The sequence below is a fragment of the Streptomyces sp. NPDC088194 genome (genome assembly GCF_040702025.1).
Taxonomy (GTDB): Bacteria; Actinomycetota; Actinomycetes; order Streptomycetales; family Streptomycetaceae; genus Actinacidiphila.
The window spans coordinates 12,538-34,086 of sequence record NZ_JBFBIV010000002.1; the positions used below are offsets into that span (position 1 = coordinate 12,538).

Sequence of the window (21,549 nt, forward strand, 5' to 3'; positions counted from 1 at the left end):
CGCGGACCGCGACCCCCGGGGCGTCTCGAACGGGCCGGCCGCGGTGGCCATGGCGGGGTCGCGCGCCGCCGGTTGCACAATGGACGGATGGAAGCCGCCCTCCACGACGCCCGCGCGCGCGTCCTCGCCGACATGAAAGCCCGCGACGTCGCCGACGCCGAGATCGTCTCGCTGCTGGAGGACGCGCTGAGCAAGCGCCGGTGGTGGCTGGAGCAGTGGCCGCAGGGCGCCGAGTTCGTGCCGGGGCTGCTCGCGCAGGACGTGCAGGACGCGCTGCTGGAGACGCACGGCCGGTGGCCGCTGTGCCCGCTGTGCGACGACCCGCACGCCCTGGCGGTCGAGCCGGAGCTGGGCGCGGACCCGCACTGGGTGTGCGAGGTCCGGGGCGAGGCGGTCGCCTCCGTCGGGGCGCTGGGCGCGCTGGGCGGGTGAGGCGCGGATGACCGTCTACATCGATCCGCCGACCTGGCCGGGCCACGGCCGGGTCTGGTCGCACCTGGTGAGCGACAGCTCCTACGCCGAACTGCACGCGTTCGCACGGCGGCTGGGTGCGCCGCAGCGCGCGTTCGAGCGGGACCACTACGACATCCCGTCGGCCGACTACCCCGAGGCGGTGCGGCTGGGCGCGGTCGAGATCGGCAGCAAGGAACTGGTGCGGCGGCTGACGGAGGCGGGCCTGCGCCGCAGGAAGCCGCCGCCGGGCGGACCCGCACCCGCCCGCTGAGCCGAGGCGCGCCACCGCACTGGCGCCGGCTCCGGGCGCCCGCCCACGCGGTGACGGTCGGCCTCGTCACGGTTCCGGCGGGCACCGCGGCCTGCCTGCCTGCTCGCGCTGCGCCTGCTGCCGCGCAGGGCCCCGGCGGACGCGTTTGGCCACTACGGCTGACCCGCCCGGCGAAAAGGGCGCAGCTCCCCGCTCCGGGGGCGGTCGCCGGACTCCCGCAATCGGCCCCTATTCGGCGTGTGAATTCCGAATGAACAGGGCCGCCGGCCGTGCCCGCGGGAATGGGGAATCCTCTTGTCCCGCGGTGCGCGCGCTGGCTACGATCGCTGCTCTATGTCCTCCGCACCCGCAGAACCCCGCGAGCCCGACGACAGGCACCACCCTTCCCACGAAGCCGAGCCGGCGCGACGGCCACAACCAGCGGCGCCGACCCTCCCGGCCGGGCCGGCGGAATCCCCGGAATCCGCGGAATCCGCCGCCGCGACCTCCCGGCCGGCCGCGCTGGGCCGCGAACTCGTCGAGATCCACGACTGGTTGCGCGCCGAACTGGCCCAACTCCGCGCCGAGGTCGAACTCCACCTCGACGGCCGCCCTTCGCCCGGCCGCCAACCGTCCCGGCCGCTCACCGCGCACTGCCTCTACTTCTGCGCCGCCCTGACCGGACACCACCGCGCCGAAGACGCCGGCGCCTTCCCGCTGTTGGCCGAGGAATTTCCCCAACTGCGGCCGACCATCGAGAAACTGGCGGAGGATCACCTGCTCGTCGGCGAGATCATGTCCCGGCTCGAAACGGTGGTCGCCGGAATTCCCGCCACCCCTTCCGACGCCGAGGCGCGCCGCGTCCGCGGCGAACTCGACGGACTCGCCGCCATCCTGGAGTCGCACTTCACGTTCGAGGAGAAGCGCATCGCCGCCGCGCTCGACGCACTTCCGGGGACCGGACGGCGGACCGCGGCGGACCTGCTCGGAACGGCGTCACCCGACAGCCGCTGACGGGCCGTCCACCGCCATTGTGGGCTCGTATGCTCCTCAAATTATCTTGACAATTTGAGGGTTTAGATGCGAAATTCGCATACCGGTGATCCGGGGGTGTGGGGGCGCCTGCGGGTCGGCGTGGTGGGAGGCGCGGAGGGGGCTCCTCCCGCCGCGCAGCCGGCCAGGTTCCGGCCCGCCGCCGGTCGGGTTCCGCCGGTCGGGTCCCGCCGGCCGGGTTCCGGCCCGCCGGTCAGGTTGCGGCCCGGGCCGCCAACCGCCGGGCGAGGTACCCCGCCGTCCGGCTGCCCTCGGCCTCGGCCACCACGGCCGGCGGCCCGGCCGCCACCACCCGGCCGCCGTCGTCACCCGCGCCGGGCCCCAGGTCCAGCACCCAGTCCGCACCGGCCACCACGCCCATGTCGTGCTCGACCACCACCACCGAGTTGCCCGCCTCGACCAGCCCGTGCAACTGCCGCATCAGCAGGTCGGTGTCGGCCGGATGCAGGCCGGTCGTCGGCTCGTCCAGGAGGTAGAGGGTGTGGCCGCGCCGGGCCCGCTGCAACTCGGTTGCCAGCTTGATGCGTTGCGCCTCCCCGCCGGACAACTCCGTTGCCGGCTGGCCGAGTCGCAGATAGCCGAGGCCGACGTCGCGCAGCGTGCGCAGGCTGCGCTCGGCCGCGGGCACGTCGGCGAAGAACCCCGCCGCGGTGTCGACCGACATGTCCAGCACCTGCGCGATGTTCCGTCCGTGATAGGTGATCTCCAGCGTCTCCGGGTTGTAGCGGGCGCCGTGGCAGGTCGGGCAGGGCGCGTACGTGCCGGGCAGGAAGAGCAGTTCGACGGCGACGAACCCCTCGCCCTGGCAGGTCTCGCAGCGGCCCGACGCCACGTTGAACGAGAACCGTCCCGGGGTGTAGCCGCGCGCCTTCGCCTCGTCGGTGCCGGCGAAGACCCGCCGTACCGCGTCGAACAGGCCGGTGTACGTCGCCAGGTTCGAGCGCGGGGTACGGCCGATGGGCCGTTGGTCCACGCGGACGAGACGGTCCACGACCTCGATGCCCTCGACCGACCGCACCCGCGCGACAGCCGTCCCCGGACCGCCCGTCCCCGGTCCGCCCGCGCCCTCCCACGGGTCGTCCCCCTCCCCGTCCGCGGGCTCCGCCCCCTCGCCCGCGCCCCCCTCCGGGCTCAGCCGCGCCGCGACCACCTCCGCCAGCACCTGGCTCACCAGCGTGGACTTCCCCGAGCCCGACACCCCCGTCACCGCGGTGAACACCCCCCACGGCACATCGACGTCGAGGTCGTGCAGGTTGTGCCGGTTCACCCCGCGCAGCCGCAACCACCCGGCCGGCGACCGCGGTTCACGCTGCACCCCGGCCCCGGCCCCGGCCGTATCCCCGCCGCCGGCCCCGGCCGTACCGCCGTCCCCGAACAGGTACTTCCGGGTGGCCGACTCCGCCACCTCCGCCAACCCCGGCACCGGCCCGCTGTAGAGCACCCGGCCGCCCTGCTCGCCCGCGCCCGGGCCCACGTCGACCACCCAGTCCGCGCGGCGCACCACGTCCATGTCGTGCTCCACCACGAACAGCGTGTTGCCCTCCGCCCGCAGCCGGTCCAGCACCGCCAGCAGCGGCTCCGTGTCCGCCGGGTGCAGCCCGGCCGAGGGCTCGTCGAGGACGTAGACGACACCGAACAGCCCGGCCCGCAACTGCGTGGCCAGCCGCAGCCGTTGCAGTTCACCGGGCGAGAGCGTCGGGGCCGGGCGGTCCATGCCGAGGTAGCCGAGGCCCAGGCCGACCAGCACCTCGATCCGGGCCACCAGGTCCTGGGCGAGGGAGACCGCGGCCTCGGTGGCCTCGCCGGAACCGGCCGAGGCGGTCGCCGCGCCCGGTGCCGCGAGGCCCGCGGTCTTCCGCAGCACACCGGCGAGTTCGGCCAGCGGCAGCGAGGCCAGCTCCGCGATGTCGCGGCCCGCGAAGGTGACCGCCAGCGCCTCGGGCCGCAGCCGCTTGCCACCGCACACCGGGCACACCGCGCTCTCCAGATGGCGCTGCACGCGCCGCCGGGTGGCGGGGCTCTTCGACTCGGAGAACGCGCGCATCACATACCGCCGCGCGCTCATGAACTTTCCCTCGTACGGCCGTTGGATACGCCCGGCCTCGCGCACCGGGTGCACGGTCACCACCGGCTGCTCGTCGGTGAACAGCAGCCAGTCCCGGTCCGCCTGCGGCAACTCCCGCCACGGCCGGTCGATGTCGTAGCCGAGCGCGTCCACCACGTCGCGCAGGTTCTTGCCCTGCCAGGCGCCCGGCCAGGCCGCGATCGCGTGCTCGCGGATGCTCAGCGACGGGTCGGGAACGAGCGAGGACTCGGTGACCCGGTGCACCGTTCCCAGGCCGTGGCACTCCGGGCACGCGCCGATCGCAGTGTTCGGCGAGAACGCGTCGGAGTCCAGCCGCTCGGCGGTGCCCGGCGGGTACGACCCGGCGCGCGAGAAGAGCATCCGCAGCAGGTTCGACAGCGTCGTCACGGTGCCCACCGACGAACGCGAACTCGGGGCGCCGCGCCGCTGCTGGAGCGCGACGGCCGGCGGCAGCCCGCTGATCTCCTCCACCTTCGGCGCGCCCACCTGCTGGATCAGCCGGCGGGCGTACGGCGCGACCGACTCGAAGTACCGCCGCTGGGCCTCGGCGTAGAGGGTGCCGAAGGCCAGCGACGACTTTCCGGACCCGGAGACCCCGGTGAAAACGGTCAGCGCGTCACGCGGGACGTCGACGTCCACCCCGTCCAGGTTGTGCACCCGCGCGCCCCTGACCCGCACGAACGGGTCGGAGGCGCCTTCGCGATCATTGCCCACGGCTCCACTGTCCCACCGGCGGCGCGGTCATGCCCGCGGCGGGAGGTGCGGGGGCTCACCGTCGGTCCACACCGGGGTGATGGACAGGTCGCCGAACCGCCAGCCGTCGGCCGTACGGCGCAGCGCCGCGCGGCACCGCCCGCCGACCGTGAAGATCCGGCCGTCCGGGTGGAGGTGCGTCATCAGCGCGTTCCACGACGCGTCGGCGGTCGCGCCGTCCGCGGCGGCCGTCACCAGCACGTCCGTCGACATGTGCTGGGTCCGGTCGAACCGGCGCAGGGCCTCCTCCGCCTGCGCGGCGATCGCCTCCCTTCCGCGTACGGCGCCCACGGGGGCCCGGACCGCCGCGTCCTCGGTGAAGAACGCGGCGGTCCACCCGGTCTCGAACGCCCGCTCGTCGAGGGCGCGGAAGTAGCGGCTCACGAGGGTGCTGACGGCGGTCTGCGGTTCCAGGGGGGTGTCCATGCGGACGATCCTGCGACCTCAAGCGGGCTTGAGGTCAAGGGGACGCGCGGGTCGAAGGGAGGCACGGGTCGAGGGGAGGCGCGGGCCGTCACGCCGTACGGGACGGCTCGGGGAGGAGGAGGCCCAGTGCCAGGGCGACGGGCGGGACGACGAGGAGGGCGGTGAGGGCGCCGCGCGGACCGTGGGCGTCGGCGATGAGGCCGAGGATCGGGGAGAGCAGCCCGCCGATGCTGACGCCCAGCCCGAGGGTGACGCCGGCCGCGGTGCCGGGGCGGGTGGGCAGGTAGTCCTGGCCGAGCTTGACGAGGACGGCGAAGGGGAGGTTGAGGCAGACACCGGTGAGGACCGCGAAGAGCAGCGGCGCGATGCTGCCCGGGGTGAGCACGAGCCCGGCGAGCATGGGCAGCGCGAGCGCGCCGCCGAGCTGCACGGTGCGCACCATGCCGATCCGGTCCGCGATCCGCCCGCCCAGCAGGGTCCCGCCGACCCCGCCGGCGAGGAAGACGGTGAGCGCGGCCCCGGCCAGCCCCCGGGAGGCGTGCAGATGCCTGATCCAGTACAGCTCGATGAACGTGTTCACCCCGAAGAAGGCCACGGAGCGCACCACTTCGAGGCAGGTCAGCGCGGCGAACGGCCCCCAGCGGTCCTTTCCGGCGCGGGCCGCCGCCGACGCGGGAACCGCGTGCCGCCGGCGGCGGCGCAGCAGGACGTACCCGGTGAGGACGGCGGGCGGGATGAACAGGGCGGTGGCGCCGACGCCCCACGCGATCAGGGCGGGGGTGGCGAGGACCGGCGCGAGGAAGAAGCCGACGCTGCCGCCGGCCGCGAAGACGCTCATCGCGGCGGCGCTGTCCCCGGCGTCCTCGCGGGCGGACTTCCCGGCGGCCGGGTGGAACATGGCGATGCCGAGCCCGGAGAGCATGATCAGGCACCACACGGCGGCGTACGACGGGACCAGTCCCGACAGGCCGAGGCTGATCCCGGCGATGGCGACGCCGACTCCCGCGAGCCAGCCCAGCCGCATCCGGTCCACCGCCAGCCCGATGAACGGCTGCGGCACCGAACTGCCCAGCGTGGCGGCGAGGGTGAGGCCGGACGCGGCGACGTAGCCGTAGTGCCGGTCGAGGACGAAGTACGGCACGGTCGCCGGGACCAGGCCCTGGTAGAGGTCGTCGACGGCGTGGGCGATGCCCCACACGCGCATCCGCTGCCAGGTGGTGCGGGCGGGGGCCGGCCCCGGGGGGCCGGAGGAGTCCGGTCGAGGTGTTGCCGTGTCGGCGGTCTGGGTCATATCCGCAGCCTGCCGAGTGGGCACACTGGTCGACTACCGATACTCTGTCTACTTATGCCGACAACCCGCCAATCGGCCGGGGAGCCGCCCCGCCGGCCCGGACCGCCGGTTCCCGACGCGCCCGGGCCGCGCCCGCTGGACGCCGCCACCCGCCAGAAGCTGGTCCACCGCGAGCGGATCGACTGGCACCACCACGCCGTGCACCAGCTCATCCACCCCAGCCGCGGCGTCCTGCGGGTGTCCACGCCGCTCGGGGCGTGGGTGGTGCCGCCGTACCGCGCGGTGTGGATTCCGGCCGGGGTGCCGCACGCCCACGAGGCGCACGGCCCGACGGACATGCGGACGCTGTCGTTCGCGCCCCGGCTCGGCCCGCTCGGCGGCGACCGGCCGACGGTCGTGGCGGTCACGCCGCTGCTGCGCGAGCTCGTGGTGGCCCTCAGCGACACGCCCGGCCCCGCGGACCCGCCCTACACCGCCGCTCAGCGGGCCGACCTCGAACGGGTCACCCTCGATCAGCTGCGGCGGGTGGACGCGCTGCCGCTGCATCTTCCGGCGCCCTCCGACGATCGGCTGCGCGCCGTGGCGAGGCTGCTGCACGCCGATCCGGCGGATGATCGCTCGCTGGCGCGGCTGGGGGCCGCGGTGGGGGCCGGTGAGCGGACGCTCAGCCGGCTGTTCCGGCGCGAACTGGGGATGACGTTTCCGCAGTGGCGGACGCAGTTGCGGCTCCACCACTCGCTGATGCTTCTCGCGGCCGGGCAGTCCGTCACCTCGGCGGCCACGGCTTGCGGGTACGCCAACCCGAGCGCGTTCATCGAGGCCTTCCGGCACGCCTTCGGGGTCACCCCCGGCCGCCACGCGTCCCCTGACCGGGGGTGACAGGACCCCCGGGCTGGGTTGTCCCGCCGGCCCCGGGACCACCCGCCGGTGGGCCGGTCGCGCCGCTCCCCGCGCCCCTGGGTTCGTGCGGCTCTTTTCGCGGAGGAACCCGCAGCCGCTCAGGGGCATGGAGGCCGGGGCCGGCGGCCCTTCGCCGGGAGGTGGGCCCTGAGCAGGGAGGACGGGGGCGTTCGGGGGGTCCGGTTGCCGCCATCCGCAGGACCGCTCAGCATGAGGGGACAGGAGGTCGTCTCATGGGCCTTTACTTCGTGAACGTGGCCGACGAACTGGTGGGGGACGCGCTGGCCGGCTTCGCCCGGGCGCACGCGGAAGACGTGCGCTGGGACGAGCGGGACGGCTTTGTACGGGCGCTGAAGCCGGCGCCGACCCGCAGGGTCGGCCTCGTCTCCGGCGGCGGTTCGGGCCATGAACCGCTGCACATCGGATACGTCGGCACCGGAATGCTGGACGCCGCCTGCCCTGGCCGCGTCTTCGCCTCACCGCACAACCGCCAGATCTTCGCCGCGTCGCGCGCCGTCGCGGGCGAGGGCGGGGTGCTGCACGTGGTGAAGAACTACACCGGCGACAAGATCAACTTCGGGATCGCCGCGGAACGCCTCGCCCGGGAGGGCATCGCCTGCGGCCGGGTGCTGATCGACGACGATGTGGCGACCGAGTCGGACGAGGTCGCCACGGGCCGGCGCGGCACCGGCGCGACCGTGCTGGTCGAGAAGATCCTCGGCGCGGCCGCGGACACCGGGATGGGCCTGGCCGAACTGGTCGCGCTGGGCACGGACGTGGCCGGCCGGTGCCGCAGCCTCGCGGTCGCCTCGGGCGCGCACACCTCGCCCGCGACCGGCCGCCCCGCCTTCGACCTGCCGCCGGGCGCCATCGAGTACGGCGTCGGCATCCACGGCGAGCGGGCCCGCCGCACCCTCGGGGAGATGTCGCTGCGCGACCTCGCCGAGGACATGGTCGCCGCCCTCGCCGACTCCCTGGACCTGGGCCCCCGGGCGCAGGTCGTGCTCCTCGTCAACGGACTGGGCGGGGTCACCCGTCTGGAGCTGTACGCGGTGCTGGGCGAGGTGACGCGGCTGCTGGACAAGCGCGGCGCCTCCACCGTACGGACCCTCGTCGGCGACTTCGTGACGGCGCTGGACATGCGGGGCTTCTCGCTCACGCTGCTGGCCGCCGACGACGCGACGCTCGCGTACTACGACGCGCCGGCCTCGGCACCCGCGTGGTGCGGGCGGGCGGGCTGACGGCGGCCGCGACCGGGTGCCCACCACGGTGCTCACCACGACCAGCGGGCAGGCAACGACGGGAGATGCAGCGATGCTCACATCAACCGACACCGAGTTCTCCGAGCCCTTCCGGCCCATCGACTTCACCGGGTTCACCGACGCGTGGGTGCGCCGGTTCGCGGCCTCCGCGACCGCGACCGAGGCCGAACTGACCGCGCTCGACCAGCAGGTCGGCGACGGTGACTTCGGCGCGAACCTGGTGGCCGGGCTGCAGGCCGCGCTGCGGCGGCTCGACGCGTCCGACGTACCGGTGCTGCCCGCGGTTCCACCGGCGCCCGCCTGGCCGTTGGAGGCGGCCGCCTCCGCGTTCCTCGACGAGGTCGGGGGCACCAGCGGCCCGCTGTTCGGCCTTCTGCTCCAGGAGGTCGCGGTCGCCGTCGCCGCTGCCCGGGACGGGGCGCCCGCCGCCGCGCTGGCGGTCGGCGCGGGCAACGGCCTCGCCGCGATCCAGCGGGTGGGGGAGGCGGCGGTCGGTGACAAGACGCTGGTCGACGCGCTGGTGCCGGCCTGCGAGGCGCTGGCCGCGCGGGCTCGTACGGTGCCGGGTGATCCCGGCGCCGCGGTCGCCGGCGCGGCGGACGCCGCGTGGGGCGGGGTGCGGAGCACCGCTCGACTCACCGCGCGGCGGGGGCGGGCGAGTTACCTCGGCGAGCGGGCGGCGGGCGTGCCCGACCCGGGGGCGGTCGGGATCGCCCTGCTCTTCGCCTCCGCGGGCACCACGGTTCCCTCTCTCACGCCGTACCTGGCCTGATCGGCCCGGCCCGGCCTTCCGGGGCGGGTGGCGCTGGTCAACTCCAGGACCACCCGCCGGTGGTGGGCTGGTCGTACGGTTCCCGGCTCCTTACCGGTCAGCGTGACGACCAGGAGAAGATGTTGGGGTCGTCGAGGGAGGCGACCCAGATGTCGACGGTGGCGGCGAGGTCCTCCCCGGGCCAGGGGCCGACGCCCATGGTGCGCAGGCCGGCGCGGGTGGCGGCCTCGATGCCGCACGCGGAGTCCTCGACGGCGAGGGAGTCGGTGGGCGCGGAGCCGCACAGGCGGGCGGCGGTGAGGTAGACGTCGGGGTAGGGCTTGGGGCGGATGCCGGGTCCCGGCACCACGATGTGGTCGAAGTGCTGCCGCAGCCCTGCGGTGCGCAGGCACGTTTCGACGACGTCCAGCGGGCAGTTGCTGGCGACCGCCAGAGGCGCGAACTTCGCTGCGTTGGCGACGAGTTCGCCCGCGCCGGGCATCGTCTGCGGGTCCGCGGCGACGAGCGTGCGGAAATGGCCGAGCAGCCGTTCGGTGAGTTCGCCGCCGAGTTCTGGCCGCCCGGATTCGTCGGCCATGAGCTGACCGCATTCGGTGTAGTGCAGGCCCTTGCTGCGTTCGGCGAATCCGTCTTCCGTCACGAGCTGGAAATCGCGCAGGGTCAGATCGCGGGCGTCCTGCCAGTGCCGCTCGGTGTCCATCAAGGTGCCGTCGCAGTCGAAGACAATCGCCGCCGGGGTCCAGGAAAAGAGGGGGTGAGGGGTCATGGGGGCAAGTCCGTTCGAGAATGCCTGAACGCGCTGAGGGTGGTCGCCGGGAATGCGGGCGACGGACGGCTGTGCGCTGTTTCGTCAGGCAGGCGCGGGCTCTCGGCGAAGGCGTCCGGAAATCCCGCGGACGGCGCGGAATTCGGAGGGCACCACCGAGAACATATCGATCGTTACGTTATGGACGACCGCGTAAGGTAGTCAAGCGAATGCAATAAGTCACACCGCGTGTCGGCCGTATCCGAGCACCCCGTATGCGGTGCAGGCGGGTCCTTGCCGGACCCGGAAGACGCAGGTGCGGTGGTGCGGCACCGGCTCGATCCGGGCGGCCGGCGCGTGCTCGGTGAAGCGGGTGGCCACCAGCCGTCCGGAGACCGGCCGCAGCAGCGCGCCGCCGCTGGCCTCGGCCGCGGCCTGCCGGGCCGCCTCCAGCAGCACCATCCCGGGCACGTGGTCGCTGGCGTGGTCGAAGAAGAACGGGTGCCGAGGGTCGGCCGGTTCGATCGCGAGGCCGCCGTGGCGGCGGGCGATCACCACGTCGCCGTGCCCGGTGACCGCGAGCGCGGAAGGCTCGGGGCGGTCGTCCGGAGCGGGGCGCGAGGCCCGGTTCGCGGCCCGGTTCGAGGCCGGGTTCGCGGCCGGGTCGGGAGCCCGGCCGGGAGCCGGGAGCCGAGCCGGGTCCGCGCGCTCGGCGTCGTCGTCGTACCGGTTCCGTACGGCGCGGTAGCCGTCCGGGTCGACGAAGCGGGCGCCGCCGCCGGCCCGGGCGAAGTCCGTCCCGGCGCAGGCGTAGCGGACGTCCAGCCGCAGCCCGGTGACCGCGCCGTCGGCGTCCCGGCGCACCTTGCGCACCGCGATCGCGCAGGTCACCTCGGTGCCGCCGTGGCCGACCCGCGGCTCCCGGTCCGGGGCGAGCGCGAAGTACAGATCGCCGATGAGCAGATGCGCGGTCGGCGCGACGCCGAAGTAGCGCAGCGGCAGGTAGATGCCCAGTTGCCGCAGTGTCTCGACCACCAGCAGCGGGCTGTGCAGGTCCGAGCCGTCGCGCGGGAAGGTGGCGTGCGAGCGCGGCCAGCACGCCGCCGCCTCGAACCCCCCGGTGCCGTCCGGCCGTACGTCCGTCAGCAGCACCTCGGCGACGGACGACCGGTGCACCATTTCCCTGGCGACCGTGCGGGACCAGCTCAAGCCCGGTGAATCGTCCTGCCCGGAGTTCCGTCCGGACCCATCCCCGACCGAATGATTCATACCATAAGAAGAACTCACGTCCGGCTGATTCGCATGTGCGTCATCCGGAACCCGGTAGGGATCGGTCTTCGCGACGCGCTAGATTGCCGGGGTCGGCGACGAAGCGGCTACCGGGGTGATCGTGCAGGGACGGGCGGAGACGACGCGCAGGTGTCTCGTGGAGGCCGCGGCGCGGCTGTTCGAGGAACGCGGTTATGCCGGCACCAGTATCAGCGACATCAGCGCGCTCTCCGGGCGCACCAGCGGGGCGATCTACTTCCATTTCGGCAACAAGGAGCAACTGGCGCTCGCTGTCGTCGAGGCGCACTTCGCGACCTGGCCGGAGATGATCTCCGGAATTCACCGGTCATACGAATCCGCGCTGGAGAGGCTGGTCGCGCTGAGTTTCTCGGTCGCCCGCGCCTTCCGCGACGACGTCGTGGTGCGGGCCGGGTCGCGGCTGTGGACCGAGCGCCGCGCCATCGACACGCCGCTGCCCGCGCCGTTCCTCGGGTGGATCGACACCGTGGGGTCGCTGCTGCGGGAGGCGGCCGAACAGGGCGAACTGGCGGGCGGGCTCGCCCCGGAGACGGCCGCGGTCGGTGTCGTCTACGCGTTCTTCGGGATGCACACGGTCTCCGACGCGCTCGACGGGCGCGACCAGATCGAGGACCGGCTCTACGACCTGTGGCTGCTGCTGCTCGCCGGGCTCCAGGCGAAGCCCGACGCCCGGGAGCTGTTGACGCGGGTGGGCGCGCCCGGCCCGTCCTGCCTGGTGCCGTAGGGCCCTGGCGCCCGGCGCACTCGGGTGGGGGAGGGGAACCCGCGTCGGGGGGCACCCGTGCTCTCCCGGGAGCGCGGTGGACAATGATCCGCATGCCCGAGAGCCGAGCCGAAGCCCATCCCCGTTACGCCGCTCTGCTCGCGCAGTGGTGCGAGCTGTTGCGCCGCTGCCGGAACGGAGCGGCGGACGAGCCCGATCCGGCCGTGTACGGGCGGGAGTTGCTGGCCCGCTGGGCGGAGCCGCAGCGCCGCTACCACACGCTGGACCACCTGGTCGCGGTACTGGCACGGGTGACGGAGCTGACGGTGTACGCGCAGGACCCGGACACGGTGGCGCTGGCCGCGTGGTTCCACGACGTGGTCTACCGCCCGGAGCGCAGCGAGAACGAGGAGCGCAGCGCCGCGCTCGCCGAACGGGCGCTGACCGAGGCCGGGGTGGACCCGGAGCGCGTCGCGCAGGTCGCCCGGCTGGTGCTGCTGACCGTGGACCACGACCCGGCCGAGGGCGACGCCGACGGCGAGGTGCTGTGCGACGCGGACCTGGCGGTGCTGGCCGGCGACCCGGCGGCGTACGCGGGGTACGCCGCCGCCGTCCGGGAGGAGTACGCCTTCGTGCCGGACGAGGACTTCCGGACCGGCCGCGCCGAGGTGCTGCGACGGCTGCTGGCGCTGCCGAACCTGTTCCGCACGGCGTACGGACGCGAGCACTGGGAGCCGGTGGCCCGCCGCAACGTCGGCACCGAACTGGAGTTGCTGGAGGCATAGTCCGCCCGCCCGGCCGGTTTTTCCGGGCCGTGGCGCGGGACCCGGCCCTCGCGCGGGAGGGGCTGGTGTGGCACCCTTGCTCATATGTCTAGACCAATCTTCGAGGTGATCGCCCTCGGCGCGGAGGATGCCGTTGCGGCCCAGGACGGCGGGGCCGACCGCCTCGAACTGGTCACCGATATGGCCGCGGACGGGCTGACGCCCTCCCGGGAGACGTTCGGCGCGATCAGGGCGGCGGTGCGGATTCCGCTGCGCGTCATGCTGCGGCTGTCCGACGGGTTCAGCGCCGGCGACGCCCGCGAGCTGGACGTGCTGTGCGAGACCGCGCAGGGCCTGCGGGCCGAGGGCGCCGACGAGTTCGTGCTCGGTTTCCTCGACGCGCGGGGCCGGGCCGACCTCGACGCGATCCACGCGCTGGTCGACGTGATCGACGGCTGCGGCTGGACGTTCCACCGCGCCATGGACCGGGCCGCCGACCGCGACGCGCTGCGCCTGCAACTCGCCGGGCTGCCCGGCCTGGACACCTACCTCACCGCCGGATCGGCGGACGGTGTGGCGGCCGGGCTGCCGGTCCTGTGCGACGAGTCGGCGCGGGCCGGCGAGCCCGGATACGAGCCGGAGCTGCTGGTCGGCGGCGGCCTGCTCCTGGACCACGTGCCGACCCTGCGCGCGGCCGGACTCAGCGGCTTCCACGTCGGCGGCGCGGTGCGGCCCGGCGGATGGGCCGCCCCCGTCGACGTCGCCGCCGTCCGCACCTGGCGCGAGGCCCTCGACTCAGCGGTGGCCGTCGGATAGGTCCGCGCGGCTGGAGTTGCCGGGCGCGGCGCGGGGTCAGCCGACTTCCGCCAGGGCGCCCGGCAGCGGGGCGGCGTGCAGCACCGTCAGGCCCGACACCGCGCGGGTGAGGCAGACGTACAGCCGGCGCAGGCCGGTCCGTTCGTCGGGCTCGGCCGCCACGATCGCGGCGGGGTCGTCCATGACCACGTAGTCGTACTCCAGGCCCTTGGCGAGGGACGCGGGGACCAGGGTGAGCCGGGCGGTCGCCGAGGTCTCCTCGCCGGGGGAGAGGTACGGCAGGCCGGCCGCGTCGAGCGCGGCGGCCAGTGCCGGGATTCGGGGGTCGGCCGCGATGAGGCCGATGGAGCCCTCGTAGCCGAGCGACTCGCGGCAGGCGGCCAGCACGGCCGCGTCGAGCCCGTCCTCGGCCGTCGGCCGTACGAACAGGGCGCCGGGCGACTCACGGACGGAGGTCGCCGGCGCGAGCCCGGGAGCGATGGCCGGCAGCAGCCTGGACGCGTACGCGATCACCTCCCGCGGTACGCGGAAGCCGCGGGTCAGCTCCTCGACCCGGGCGTCCGGCTTGCCCAGGTGGGACAGCGCCTCGGCCCAGGAGGCGGTCGCCCAGGGCGTGGTGCCCTGCGCGAGGTCGCCGAGGATCGTCGCCGACCCGGTGGAGCAGCGCCGCCCGACCGCGCGGTACTGCATCGGCGAGAGGTCCTGCGCCTCGTCGAGCACCACATGCCCGAGCGAACCGGTGCGCTGCACCAGGTCGGTGGCCTCGTCGATCAGCACCGCGTCGGCCGCCGACCACTTCGCCGAGGCCGGTCCGCGGGCCGGCTTCGCCCACAGCACCTCCCGCTGCTCCTCCGGCGAGAGCAGCCCGTCGGCGCACGAGGCCAGGAACTCCGGGTCGGACAGCAGCCGCAGCACCGTCTTGGCCGGGTCGACCGGCGGCCAGCACGCCTTGACCGCGGCCTTGACCGCGGGGTTGCGGGCGACCGCGTCCTGCACTCGGTCGTCGGGCGCCTCGCCGGACCGCTCCATCTGCACCAGCACCGCGTGCGCGATCCGCTGCGGCAGCGCGTCCCTGGCGGCGCCGTAGCGGATGTCGCGGCCGGCCATCTCCCGGACGATCTCCTCCAGTTCGTACGCCGGCACCCGCCAGCGCCGGGAGCCGCGCACCACCACGACCGGCTCCTTCGGCATGGTGATGCCCGAGCGCACCGCGCGCCGCAGCACCTCCGCCATGCGCGCGTCGCCCTTGAGCCGCGCGGTGGCCGCCGAGTCGGTGCCGCGCACCTCGACATGGGCCACCAGGTCGTCCACGGTCGCCTGCTTGACCTGGAGTTCGCCGAGCGCGGGCAGCACCTGCTCGATGTACTGGAGGAAGGACGCGTTCGGCCCGATCACCAGGGTGCCGGTGCGGGCCAGCCGCTCCCGGTGCGCGTACAGCAGGTAGGCCACCCGGTGCAGGCCGACCGCGGTCTTCCCGGTGCCCGGCGCACCCTGCACGCAGACGCTGCCGCCCACCCCGGCACGCACGATCTCGTCCTGCTCGGGCTGGATGGTGGCCACGATGTCGCGCATCGGCCCGACGCGCGGCCGCTCGATCTCCGACTGGAGCAGCTTGCTGGAACGGTCCTCCTCGGTGGCGTCCGTCAGGTGCTCGTCCTCGTACGCGGTCAGCTCGCCGCCGGTGTAGCCGAAGCGGCGGCGCAGCGCCACGTCCATCGGCTCGGCGCGGGAGGCGCGGTAGAACGGCTGCGAGACAGGGGCGCGCCAGTCGATGACCATCGGGTCGCCGTCGGCGTCGTGCACATGGCGCCGCCCGATGTAGAAGCTCTCTCCCGCACCCCCTTCGGCCGCCTCGACGCCCGGCGCGCGCAGGTAGTCGAGGCGGCCGAAGAAGAGCGGGGTGCCGGCGAGGTCGGCGAGCGCCTTGATGCGCACCTCGATCTCGCCGGCGAGGATCTTGGCGTTGACCCAGTTCCCGGTGACGTCGCTGATGTCGAGCGCCTCGACGTCCTCCCGCATGGCGCGCAGCGCGGACCGGGAGGAGGCGAGGTGGGCGCGCTCGTGGCCCAGCGGGTCGGCCGGCGCCGGGTCCGCGGGCGGGGCGGAGGAAGGGGCCGCGGCTGTCGGCGAGGCGGACTGGTTGCGGGCGTGCGAGGGCACGGCTTTGCCTCCGGCTGATACGTGGGAGCGTACGGCGTCGCGTACGCACGCGGTGGTGATCACGAAGGGCCGGCCGGTTTCCGTCCGGGCGGCGGCACTCCCGTCAGGGAGGCGGCAAGACGCGGAACTATACGCCCCGGGTCGCGGCGATGCTAACCGTTTTCCGCCCGGGTGCCCGCCGCCGGACTCGGGGGGACCCCGAGGGGCCCGTCAGGGTCGGGGGTCCGCCCGAAGTCGCACACGCCCGGTGCGATATCCGCCCATGGCCCGACGTACGCCGTGCGCGTGATGCCTACCGTGGAGACATGGCCTCCACCACACTTCCCCCAGGTCCCAGCGTCCATGGCGGCACCGCGATCGGCGCCCGCTCCGGCAACCCCCGACACCGCGTGGGCAACGCGCTGCGCGCGGTCAAGGTGTACGTCACCACCGCCGTCGAGGTCGTCCTCCTCGGCACCGAGAGCAAGCGTTACTGAGCACCCGGAGCGCTACCGGTGAGTAGCCTCCCCGCGCCGAGGTGAGTACGGCGGCGCATGTGCGAGACCGCCCTGGGCGCTGTCATGGGACCCATGGCGACACACACCGCAGGGCACTGCCGCGGGGCCGACGATCCGGACCCCGCCCGGCCCCACCCGCCTGACGGGCGCGGCCCCGACGCGAGTCCTTCGTCCGGCCCGCCCCTCCGGCCCGGCCCGCCTCTTCCGCCCGGTCCGCCCCGCCCCGCGCTGCCGCCCACCGCGGCCGGCCGGCCGCCGGAGCCCTGGCCGTACGCCGTCCACCTCACGGGCACCGACTCCCCGCGGGAGCCCCGCGAGATCTTCGTCCCGGTGCTGTGCAGCGTCCTGTGCGCCCCACTCCTGGCGATCGGCGCGCTCTTCTTCATGCTCTCGCCGCTCGCGACCGACTCGTGCGAGCCGGACGGCTGCCACGCGCTCTTCCGGGCGATGGAGGTCGACCCCTGCGTGCTGGCGCTCGCGGCGGTCCTGCTGGCCGGTTGCTGGGCCGTGCCGAACCGCTGGCACGCCGTGCGGCCGCTGCTGGGTGTCGGGGCACTGGCGGCCGCGCTGACCGGCGTCTACCTCTACGTGCACCTGCCGCTGCCGAACTGAGGGCGGGCCGAAGCCGTTACTCGGGCGGCGGGCCGAAGCCGTACGGGGGCGGCGCGGCCGTGCACCGGACGGCTGGTCAGACGTCCTCCGCCTCCGCGGAGCCGGTGAGCAGGTCGTCGGCGTCCACGATGCGGTAGGCGTACCCCTGCTCGGCGAGGAACCGCTGGCGGTGGGCCGCGAAGTCCTGGTCGATCGTGTCGCGGGCCACCACCGAGTAGAAGCGCGCCTCGTGGCCGTCGGCCTTCGGCCGCAGCACCCGGCCGAGCCGCTGCGCCTCCTCCTGACGGGAGCCGAAGGTGCCCGACACCTGGATCGCGACCGTCGCCTCGGGCAGGTCGATGGAGAAGTTCGCCACCTTGGAGACGACCAGCACCGACAGCTCGCCCTGCCGGAACGCCTCGAAGAGCTTCTCGCGCTGCGCGTTCGTCGTCTCCCCCTTGATCACCGGCGCGCCGAGGTGCTCGCCCAGCTCGTCGAGCTGGTCGATGTACTGCCCGATGACGAGGGTCTGCTGCCCCGCGTGCTTGGCCACCAGCGCCTCCGTGACCTTCCGCTTGGTCGCGGTGGTCGCGCAGTAGCGGTACTTCTCCTCGGTCTCGGCCGTCGCGTACGCCAGCCGCTCGGTCTCGGTGAGGTTGACCCGGACCTCGACGCAGTCGGCGGGCGCGATGTACCCCTGCGCCTCGATCTCCTTCCACGGCGCGTCGAACCGCTTCGGCCCGATCAGCGAGAACACGTCGGACTCGCGGCCGTCCTCGCGCACCAGCGTCGCGGTCAGGCCGAGCCGGCGGCGGGCCTGGAGGTCGGCGGTGAACTTGAAGACCGGCGCGGGCAGCAGGTGCACCTCGTCGTAGACGATCAGCCCCCAGTCGCGGGAGTCGAACAGCTCCAGGTGCGGGTAGACACCCTTCCGCTTCGTGGTGAGCACCTGGTACGTGGCGATGGTGACCGGGCGGATCTCCTTGCGGGTGCCGCTGTACTCGCCGATCTCCTCCTCGGTGAGGGAGGTGCGCTTCACCAGTTCGTGCTTCCACTGGCGGGCCGAGACGGTGTTCGTCACCAGGATCAGCGTGGTGGCCTTCGCCTGCGCCATCGCGCCCGCGCCGACCAGCGTCTTTCCCGCGCCGCAGGGCAGTACGACCACCCCGGAGCCGCCGTGCCAGAAGCCCTCCACGGCCTGCTGCTGGTACGGGCGCAGCCCCCAGCCGTTCTCGTCCAGCTCGATCGGGTGCGCCTCGCCGTCGACGTATCCGGCGAAGTCCTCGGCCGGCCAGCCCAGCTTCAGCAGCACCTGCTTGATCTGGCCGCGCTCGGAGGGGTGCACGGCGACGGTGTCCGCGTCGATCCGCGCGCCGACCAGCGGCTGCACCCGCTTCGAGCGCAGGATCTCCTCCAGCACCGGGCGGTCGGTGGTGGTCAGCACCAGGCCGTGCGCCGGGTCCTTGCTCAGCCGCAGCCGCCCGTAGCGGTCCATCGTCTCGGCCACGTCGACCAGCAGCGCGTGCGGCACCGGGTACCGGGAGTACTCGACGAGCGCGTCCACCACCTGCTCGGCGTCGTGTCCGGCCGCCCGGGCGTTCCACAGGCCCAGCGGCGTCAGCCGGTAGGTGTGGATGTGCTCGGGGGCCCGCTCCAGTTCGGCGAACGGGGCGATCGCACGGCGGCAGGCGTCGGCCTGCTCGTGGTCGACCTCCAGGAGGAGCGTTTTGTCGCTCTGGACGATCAAGCAGGACAAGGGGGCCTCCGACGGATGGCGGGCGAACAGACAACTGTACTTCGCCGCGCGGTTCGGTCGGAGCGCGGCGGGAGGGGGCGGGGGTGAGGCGGGGTGGGACGGGGGTGAGGCGGGGGCGTGCGTCCGGACAGGGGAATCTGCGCGCGGCATGTGCTCTGCATACAAGATGAACAGTCGTATTTGATGTTTTCTGCCCCCATGGATCACCAGCAGACGAATCCCCCCACCGCGTCGCGCCGCCGGGGGCCGTTCCGTGCCGCCGCGGCGTCCACGGCAGTCGTCGGCGCGGCAGTCATGGCCGCGGCCGGCCTGCTGCTGCCCGGCTCGCCGGCCGGTGCCGCCACCTCGGACGACGGCGGGACGACCGCCGCGCTCGGGACCGCCGCCGCTCCGTCGGACACGTCCTGGCCGAACGGCAGCGAGTGGCCGCCGAACACTGCCGCGCCGTCGTCGTCGCCCAGCGGCGACAACGCGTCGTGGCCGAACGGCAGCCAGTGGCCGAACAGTGCGGCGCCCTCCGGCGCGGCACCCTCCAGCTCCGCCCCTTCCAGTTCCGCCCCCTCCAGCGCTGTCCCCTCCAGCGCGCCGCCTGCCGAACAGCACACCACGGCGCCGGACGGGTACGGCTCCACGGCGCCCGACGACGGATATGGCTCCACGGCGCCGGACCACGGGTACGGCTCCACGGCGCCGGACCACGGGTACGGCTCCACGCCGCCCGACGACGGCTACGGCTCCACGGCCCCGGGCTACGGGGACACGTGGCCGAGCGGGAGCCCGTCGCCCAGCGACAGCACCAGCTGCCCGCCCACGACTCCGCCCACCAAGCCTCCGACCACACCGCCCACCAAGCCCCCGACCGCCCCGCCGTCCCACCACCCGTCCCATCACCCCTCGCACCACCCGAGCCATCACCCCTCGCACCACCCGAGCCACCACCCGTCGCACCACCCCAGCCACCCGCCGACGACGCCGCCCACCAAGCCGCCGACGACCCCTCCGACGAAGCCGCCCACGACGCCCCCCACGACGCCTCCGACCACCCCTCCCACGACTCCGCCGTCCCACCACCCGAGCCATCACCCCTCGCACCACCCGAGTCACCACCCGTCGCACCACCCCAGCCACCCGCCGACCACCCCGCCCACGACGCCGACCACGCCCACCACGACCCCGCCGACCCTTCCGCACACCGGTGCGTCGGCCCAGGTCGAGTGGGCCGCCGCGGCGGCCGTCGGGGTGCTGGGCGCCGGCGGTGCGCTGGTGGTGTTCAGCCGCAGGCGCGGGCGCCACAACTGACGCCACGCGTATGACCGTTCGTACGATCCGTACGACCGCCGCCGGTCCGGCCGCCGCACGCCTTCCCACGGCGTACGGCGGCCGGTCGGGGGTAAGCGCCGCAGGGACAGTGCCTATTCGAGGGGGCCGCGTTCCATGGCGCTACGAGTCCCGCTCTTCCGTGCCGGCCCGTCCTCCGGGTCGAGCGGGGCGGCCACACCGGGGGCGGCGCGGAAGGCCGCGCCCAAGTCCGTTCCGAAGTCGAAGCCCGAGCCGAAGCCCAAGTCGAAGCCGGAGCCGAAGCAGGGGCCGAAGCCCAAGTCCGCGCGCAAGCCGGGCTCTTCGCCGAAGCAGGCGGCCGGGCGGCCCCGCAAGGCCACGGTCGGCCAGGCGCCGAAGTCCCGCCGTACGTTGCCCGGTTGGTGGCCGCGCTCCGGCGGCGACGTACCGGCGAAGTCGGCGAAGTCGGCCAAGGCGGCAGGGCCCACCAAGTCCGCCAAGCCCGCCAAGTCCGCCGCGCGCCGCGACGCCCCGCCCGCCCCGCTGCTCCAGCGCCGTTCCGCGGTCGCGCTGGCGGCCCGGGCGCTGGTGCTCGCGGTGCTCGTGGTCGCGATGGTGGCCTTCGCGGTGGCGCTGGCCCGGGTGACCCTCGTGCCGTCGCCCGCCTCGGACGCCCTCGTGCACACCAACCTGCGGCCGGGCGCGTCGATCCGGGCCTACCTCGACCAGCCGGACACCCGCGACACCGTCAAGCAGATCGGCGGCAACATCCTGCTCGGCGTGCCCTTCGGCATCCTGCTGCCCACCCTCTTCCCGCGCACCCGCGGGCTGATCCGGGTCGTCGTCGTCACCGCCCTCGTGATGCTCATGGTCGAGACCACCCAGGGAGCGATCGTGGAGGGCCGCGCGTTCGACATCGACGACGTCATCCTCAACACCGCCGGCTCCCTGCTCGGTTACCTCGCCCTCGGCCTCCGCCTCGGCCGCGCCCTCCACCCCCGCCGCCCCCACTGGTACCACCGCTACGGCATCGGCAAGGCTCCGGAGCCCGCCCCCGCCGATCTCGAGCGCTGATCGGGCACCCGCCGGCGGGGGGTGCGCGTTCGCGGTGCGCCGTACCGGAGCGGGGCGTTCCCCTACGGCGAGAACGCGTGCACCCCCTGCGCCCCTGTGGCACCATCACTTCGAGCTGGGCCGGCCCAGGGGCCGCGCGGTGTGCCAGGAGGCGGAGAGTTCCAGATGCGGGTGGAGATCCGGGCGACGAACGACGACGAGGTTCCTGCCCTGCACGACTTCTTCCGCTGGCTGAGGGACGACCAGGACGGGCCCGAGTCGGTCCGCCTGGAGAACGCCGCCACCGGCCGCCCCGGGGCGATGGGAGCCCTGGAGGTCATCCAGGTCGTCCTCGCCGAGTCGACGACCATCGCGAGCCTGGCGATGCAGTACGTCTCCTGGCGCCGCTCGCGAGCCGGCGGCGGGCGCGGCGCGGGATTCACCTTCACCCGCGACTCGGACGGCCTGTCCGTCACCGTGGAGAACGGCACCGACGACGAGGTGCGCCGGGTCCTGGCGGTGCTCGCGGCGCTGCCGGAGCCACCTCCCTCGCCCGACCAGCCCGCCCTCGACCAGCCCGCCCCTGACCAGCCCGCGCCCGACCCTGACGGCCAGGCCCCTGAGTAGCCCGC

21 protein-coding genes and 1 pseudogene are annotated in these 21,549 nt (G+C 74.2%); 14 read left to right on the forward strand and 8 right to left on the reverse strand.

All coding sequences use genetic code 11. From position 1 onward, the window contains the following. Nucleotides 1–87 precede the first annotated feature (87 nt). The 3 genes from AB0399_RS00995 (at nucleotide 88) to AB0399_RS01005 (ending at nucleotide 1,717) form a co-directional block, all read left to right on the forward strand. A complete protein-coding gene (locus AB0399_RS00995) occupies nucleotides 88–432 on the forward strand; it encodes a hypothetical protein (RefSeq protein ID WP_366409818.1) in 345 nt (114 codons plus the stop codon). Nucleotides 433–439: 7 nt separating this feature from the next. Next, nucleotides 440–724, forward strand: a complete 285-nt coding sequence (locus AB0399_RS01000; RefSeq protein WP_329368193.1) for a DUF4031 domain-containing protein — start codon at nucleotides 440–442, stop codon at nucleotides 722–724. Nucleotides 725–1,057: 333 nt separating this feature from the next. After that, nucleotides 1,058–1,717: a hemerythrin domain-containing protein gene (locus tag AB0399_RS01005; RefSeq protein ID WP_366409819.1), complete on the forward strand. Its 660-nt coding sequence runs from the start codon at nucleotides 1,058–1,060 to the stop codon at nucleotides 1,715–1,717. Between the two features lie 232 nt (nucleotides 1,718–1,949). Here AB0399_RS01005 and AB0399_RS01010 read toward each other — a convergent pair whose 3' ends face one another. From AB0399_RS01010 to AB0399_RS01020, 3 genes are all read right to left on the reverse strand, one after another. Beyond that, nucleotides 1,950–4,556 carry an excinuclease ABC subunit UvrA gene (locus AB0399_RS01010; protein WP_366409820.1) on the reverse strand — a complete coding sequence of 869 codons (2,607 nt, stop codon included), beginning with the start codon at nucleotides 4,554–4,556 and terminating at the stop codon, nucleotides 1,950–1,952. Nucleotides 4,557–4,583: 27 nt separating this feature from the next. After that, complete coding sequence (locus tag AB0399_RS01015) at nucleotides 4,584–5,021, reverse strand: nuclear transport factor 2 family protein (RefSeq protein WP_366409821.1); 438 nt, start codon at nucleotides 5,019–5,021, stop codon at nucleotides 4,584–4,586. 88 nt (nucleotides 5,022–5,109) lie between these two features. Further along, nucleotides 5,110–6,312, reverse strand: a complete 1,203-nt coding sequence (locus AB0399_RS01020) for an MFS transporter (protein ID WP_328465193.1) — start codon at nucleotides 6,310–6,312, stop codon at nucleotides 5,110–5,112. A gap of 54 nt (nucleotides 6,313–6,366) precedes the next feature. Between AB0399_RS01020 and AB0399_RS01025 the strand changes: the two genes are divergently transcribed. The 3 genes from AB0399_RS01025 to AB0399_RS01035 all read left to right on the forward strand — a co-directional run bounded on the left by AB0399_RS01025 (nucleotide 6,367) and on the right by AB0399_RS01035 (nucleotide 9,246). Next, nucleotides 6,367–7,191, forward strand: a complete 825-nt coding sequence (locus AB0399_RS01025; RefSeq protein ID WP_366409822.1) for a helix-turn-helix transcriptional regulator — start codon at nucleotides 6,367–6,369, stop codon at nucleotides 7,189–7,191. Nucleotides 7,192–7,445: 254 nt separating this feature from the next. Then, nucleotides 7,446–8,453, forward strand: coding sequence for a dihydroxyacetone kinase subunit DhaK (locus AB0399_RS01030; protein ID WP_366409823.1), 1,008 nt, complete (start codon nucleotides 7,446–7,448; stop codon nucleotides 8,451–8,453). A 73-nt stretch (nucleotides 8,454–8,526) separates the two neighbouring features. Continuing rightward, a complete protein-coding gene (locus AB0399_RS01035) occupies nucleotides 8,527–9,246 on the forward strand; it encodes a DAK2 domain-containing protein (RefSeq protein ID WP_366409824.1) in 720 nt (239 codons plus the stop codon). Between the two features lie 97 nt (nucleotides 9,247–9,343). Here the strand turns inward: AB0399_RS01035 and AB0399_RS01040 are convergent, their stop codons facing one another. Continuing rightward, nucleotides 9,344–10,012 (reverse strand): HAD family phosphatase, encoded by a 669-nt coding sequence (locus AB0399_RS01040; protein WP_329368209.1) that lies wholly within the window; start codon nucleotides 10,010–10,012, stop codon nucleotides 9,344–9,346. Nucleotides 10,013–10,231: 219 nt separating this feature from the next. Continuing rightward, nucleotides 10,232–11,200, reverse strand: coding sequence for a ScbA/BarX family gamma-butyrolactone biosynthesis protein (locus AB0399_RS01045; protein ID WP_366409825.1), 969 nt, complete (start codon nucleotides 11,198–11,200; stop codon nucleotides 10,232–10,234). A 181-nt stretch (nucleotides 11,201–11,381) separates the two neighbouring features. Between AB0399_RS01045 and AB0399_RS01050 the strand changes: the two genes are divergently transcribed. The 3 genes from AB0399_RS01050 (at nucleotide 11,382) to AB0399_RS01060 (ending at nucleotide 13,582) form a co-directional block, all read left to right on the forward strand. Further along, nucleotides 11,382–12,023 carry a ScbR family autoregulator-binding transcription factor gene (locus tag AB0399_RS01050; RefSeq protein ID WP_366409826.1) on the forward strand — a complete coding sequence of 214 codons (642 nt, stop codon included), beginning with the start codon at nucleotides 11,382–11,384 and terminating at the stop codon, nucleotides 12,021–12,023. A 92-nt stretch (nucleotides 12,024–12,115) separates the two neighbouring features. Further along, nucleotides 12,116–12,787 (forward strand): hypothetical protein, encoded by a 672-nt coding sequence (locus tag AB0399_RS01055; RefSeq protein ID WP_366409827.1) that lies wholly within the window; start codon nucleotides 12,116–12,118, stop codon nucleotides 12,785–12,787. Between the two features lie 84 nt (nucleotides 12,788–12,871). Next, the gene (locus tag AB0399_RS01060; RefSeq protein WP_329368216.1) at nucleotides 12,872–13,582 is read left to right on the forward strand and encodes a copper homeostasis protein CutC; all 711 of its coding nucleotides are present in this window, start codon (nucleotides 12,872–12,874) and stop codon (nucleotides 13,580–13,582) included. Between the two features lie 36 nt (nucleotides 13,583–13,618). Here AB0399_RS01060 and AB0399_RS01065 read toward each other — a convergent pair whose 3' ends face one another. Continuing rightward, nucleotides 13,619–15,652, reverse strand: a complete 2,034-nt coding sequence (locus tag AB0399_RS01065) for an AAA family ATPase (protein WP_366409918.1) — start codon at nucleotides 15,650–15,652, stop codon at nucleotides 13,619–13,621. Between the two features lie 395 nt (nucleotides 15,653–16,047). On the opposite strand from AB0399_RS01065, the gene AB0399_RS01070 reads away from it, so the two are divergent. After that, nucleotides 16,048–16,218 carry a hypothetical protein gene (locus tag AB0399_RS01070; RefSeq protein ID WP_328465175.1) on the forward strand — a complete coding sequence of 57 codons (171 nt, stop codon included), beginning with the start codon at nucleotides 16,048–16,050 and terminating at the stop codon, nucleotides 16,216–16,218. 93 nt (nucleotides 16,219–16,311) lie between these two features. Then, nucleotides 16,312–16,851: a hypothetical protein gene (locus AB0399_RS01075; protein ID WP_366409830.1), complete on the forward strand. Its 540-nt coding sequence runs from the start codon at nucleotides 16,312–16,314 to the stop codon at nucleotides 16,849–16,851. A gap of 76 nt (nucleotides 16,852–16,927) precedes the next feature. Here AB0399_RS01075 and AB0399_RS01080 read toward each other — a convergent pair whose 3' ends face one another. Continuing rightward, complete coding sequence (locus AB0399_RS01080; protein WP_366409831.1) at nucleotides 16,928–18,586, reverse strand: DNA repair helicase XPB; 1,659 nt, start codon at nucleotides 18,584–18,586, stop codon at nucleotides 16,928–16,930. 203 nt (nucleotides 18,587–18,789) lie between these two features. Next, nucleotides 18,790–19,299: a hypothetical protein gene (locus tag AB0399_RS01085; protein ID WP_366409923.1), complete on the reverse strand. Its 510-nt coding sequence runs from the start codon at nucleotides 19,297–19,299 to the stop codon at nucleotides 18,790–18,792. Between the two features lie 460 nt (nucleotides 19,300–19,759). Here AB0399_RS01085 and AB0399_RS01090 point away from each other — a divergent pair. From AB0399_RS01090 to AB0399_RS01100, 3 genes and pseudogenes are all read left to right on the forward strand, one after another. After that, nucleotides 19,760–19,885, forward strand: a pseudogene (locus AB0399_RS01090) (LPXTG cell wall anchor domain-containing protein); the annotation flags it as partial. A 390-nt stretch (nucleotides 19,886–20,275) separates the two neighbouring features. Beyond that, the gene (locus AB0399_RS01095; RefSeq protein ID WP_366409919.1) at nucleotides 20,276–20,938 is read left to right on the forward strand and encodes a VanZ family protein; all 663 of its coding nucleotides are present in this window, start codon (nucleotides 20,276–20,278) and stop codon (nucleotides 20,936–20,938) included. A gap of 165 nt (nucleotides 20,939–21,103) precedes the next feature. Then, nucleotides 21,104–21,544, forward strand: a complete 441-nt coding sequence (locus AB0399_RS01100; protein ID WP_366409832.1) for a hypothetical protein — start codon at nucleotides 21,104–21,106, stop codon at nucleotides 21,542–21,544. Nucleotides 21,545–21,549 lie beyond the last annotated feature (5 nt).

Coding starts and splice junctions, on each gene's coding strand:
- AB0399_RS00995 (WP_366409818.1), top strand. CDS start 88: ATGGAAGCCGCCCTCCACGACGCCCGCGCGCGCGTCCTCGCCGACATG.
- AB0399_RS01040 (WP_329368209.1), bottom strand. CDS start 10,012: ATGACCCCTCACCCCCTCTTTTCCTGGACCCCGGCGGCGATTGTCTTC.
- AB0399_RS01015 (WP_366409821.1), bottom strand. CDS start 5,021: ATGGACACCCCCCTGGAACCGCAGACCGCCGTCAGCACCCTCGTGAGC.
- AB0399_RS01060 (WP_329368216.1), top strand. CDS start 12,872: ATGTCTAGACCAATCTTCGAGGTGATCGCCCTCGGCGCGGAGGATGCC.
- AB0399_RS01055 (WP_366409827.1), top strand. CDS start 12,116: ATGCCCGAGAGCCGAGCCGAAGCCCATCCCCGTTACGCCGCTCTGCTC.
- AB0399_RS01075 (WP_366409830.1), top strand. CDS start 16,312: ATGGCGACACACACCGCAGGGCACTGCCGCGGGGCCGACGATCCGGAC.
- AB0399_RS01025 (WP_366409822.1), top strand. CDS start 6,367: ATGCCGACAACCCGCCAATCGGCCGGGGAGCCGCCCCGCCGGCCCGGA.
- AB0399_RS01100 (WP_366409832.1), top strand. CDS start 21,104: ATGCGGGTGGAGATCCGGGCGACGAACGACGACGAGGTTCCTGCCCTG.
- AB0399_RS01035 (WP_366409824.1), top strand. CDS start 8,527: ATGCTCACATCAACCGACACCGAGTTCTCCGAGCCCTTCCGGCCCATC.
- AB0399_RS01000 (WP_329368193.1), top strand. CDS start 440: ATGACCGTCTACATCGATCCGCCGACCTGGCCGGGCCACGGCCGGGTC.
- AB0399_RS01070 (WP_328465175.1), top strand. CDS start 16,048: ATGGCCTCCACCACACTTCCCCCAGGTCCCAGCGTCCATGGCGGCACC.
- AB0399_RS01030 (WP_366409823.1), top strand. CDS start 7,446: ATGGGCCTTTACTTCGTGAACGTGGCCGACGAACTGGTGGGGGACGCG.
- AB0399_RS01020 (WP_328465193.1), bottom strand. CDS start 6,312: ATGACCCAGACCGCCGACACGGCAACACCTCGACCGGACTCCTCCGGC.
- AB0399_RS01005 (WP_366409819.1), top strand. CDS start 1,058: ATGTCCTCCGCACCCGCAGAACCCCGCGAGCCCGACGACAGGCACCAC.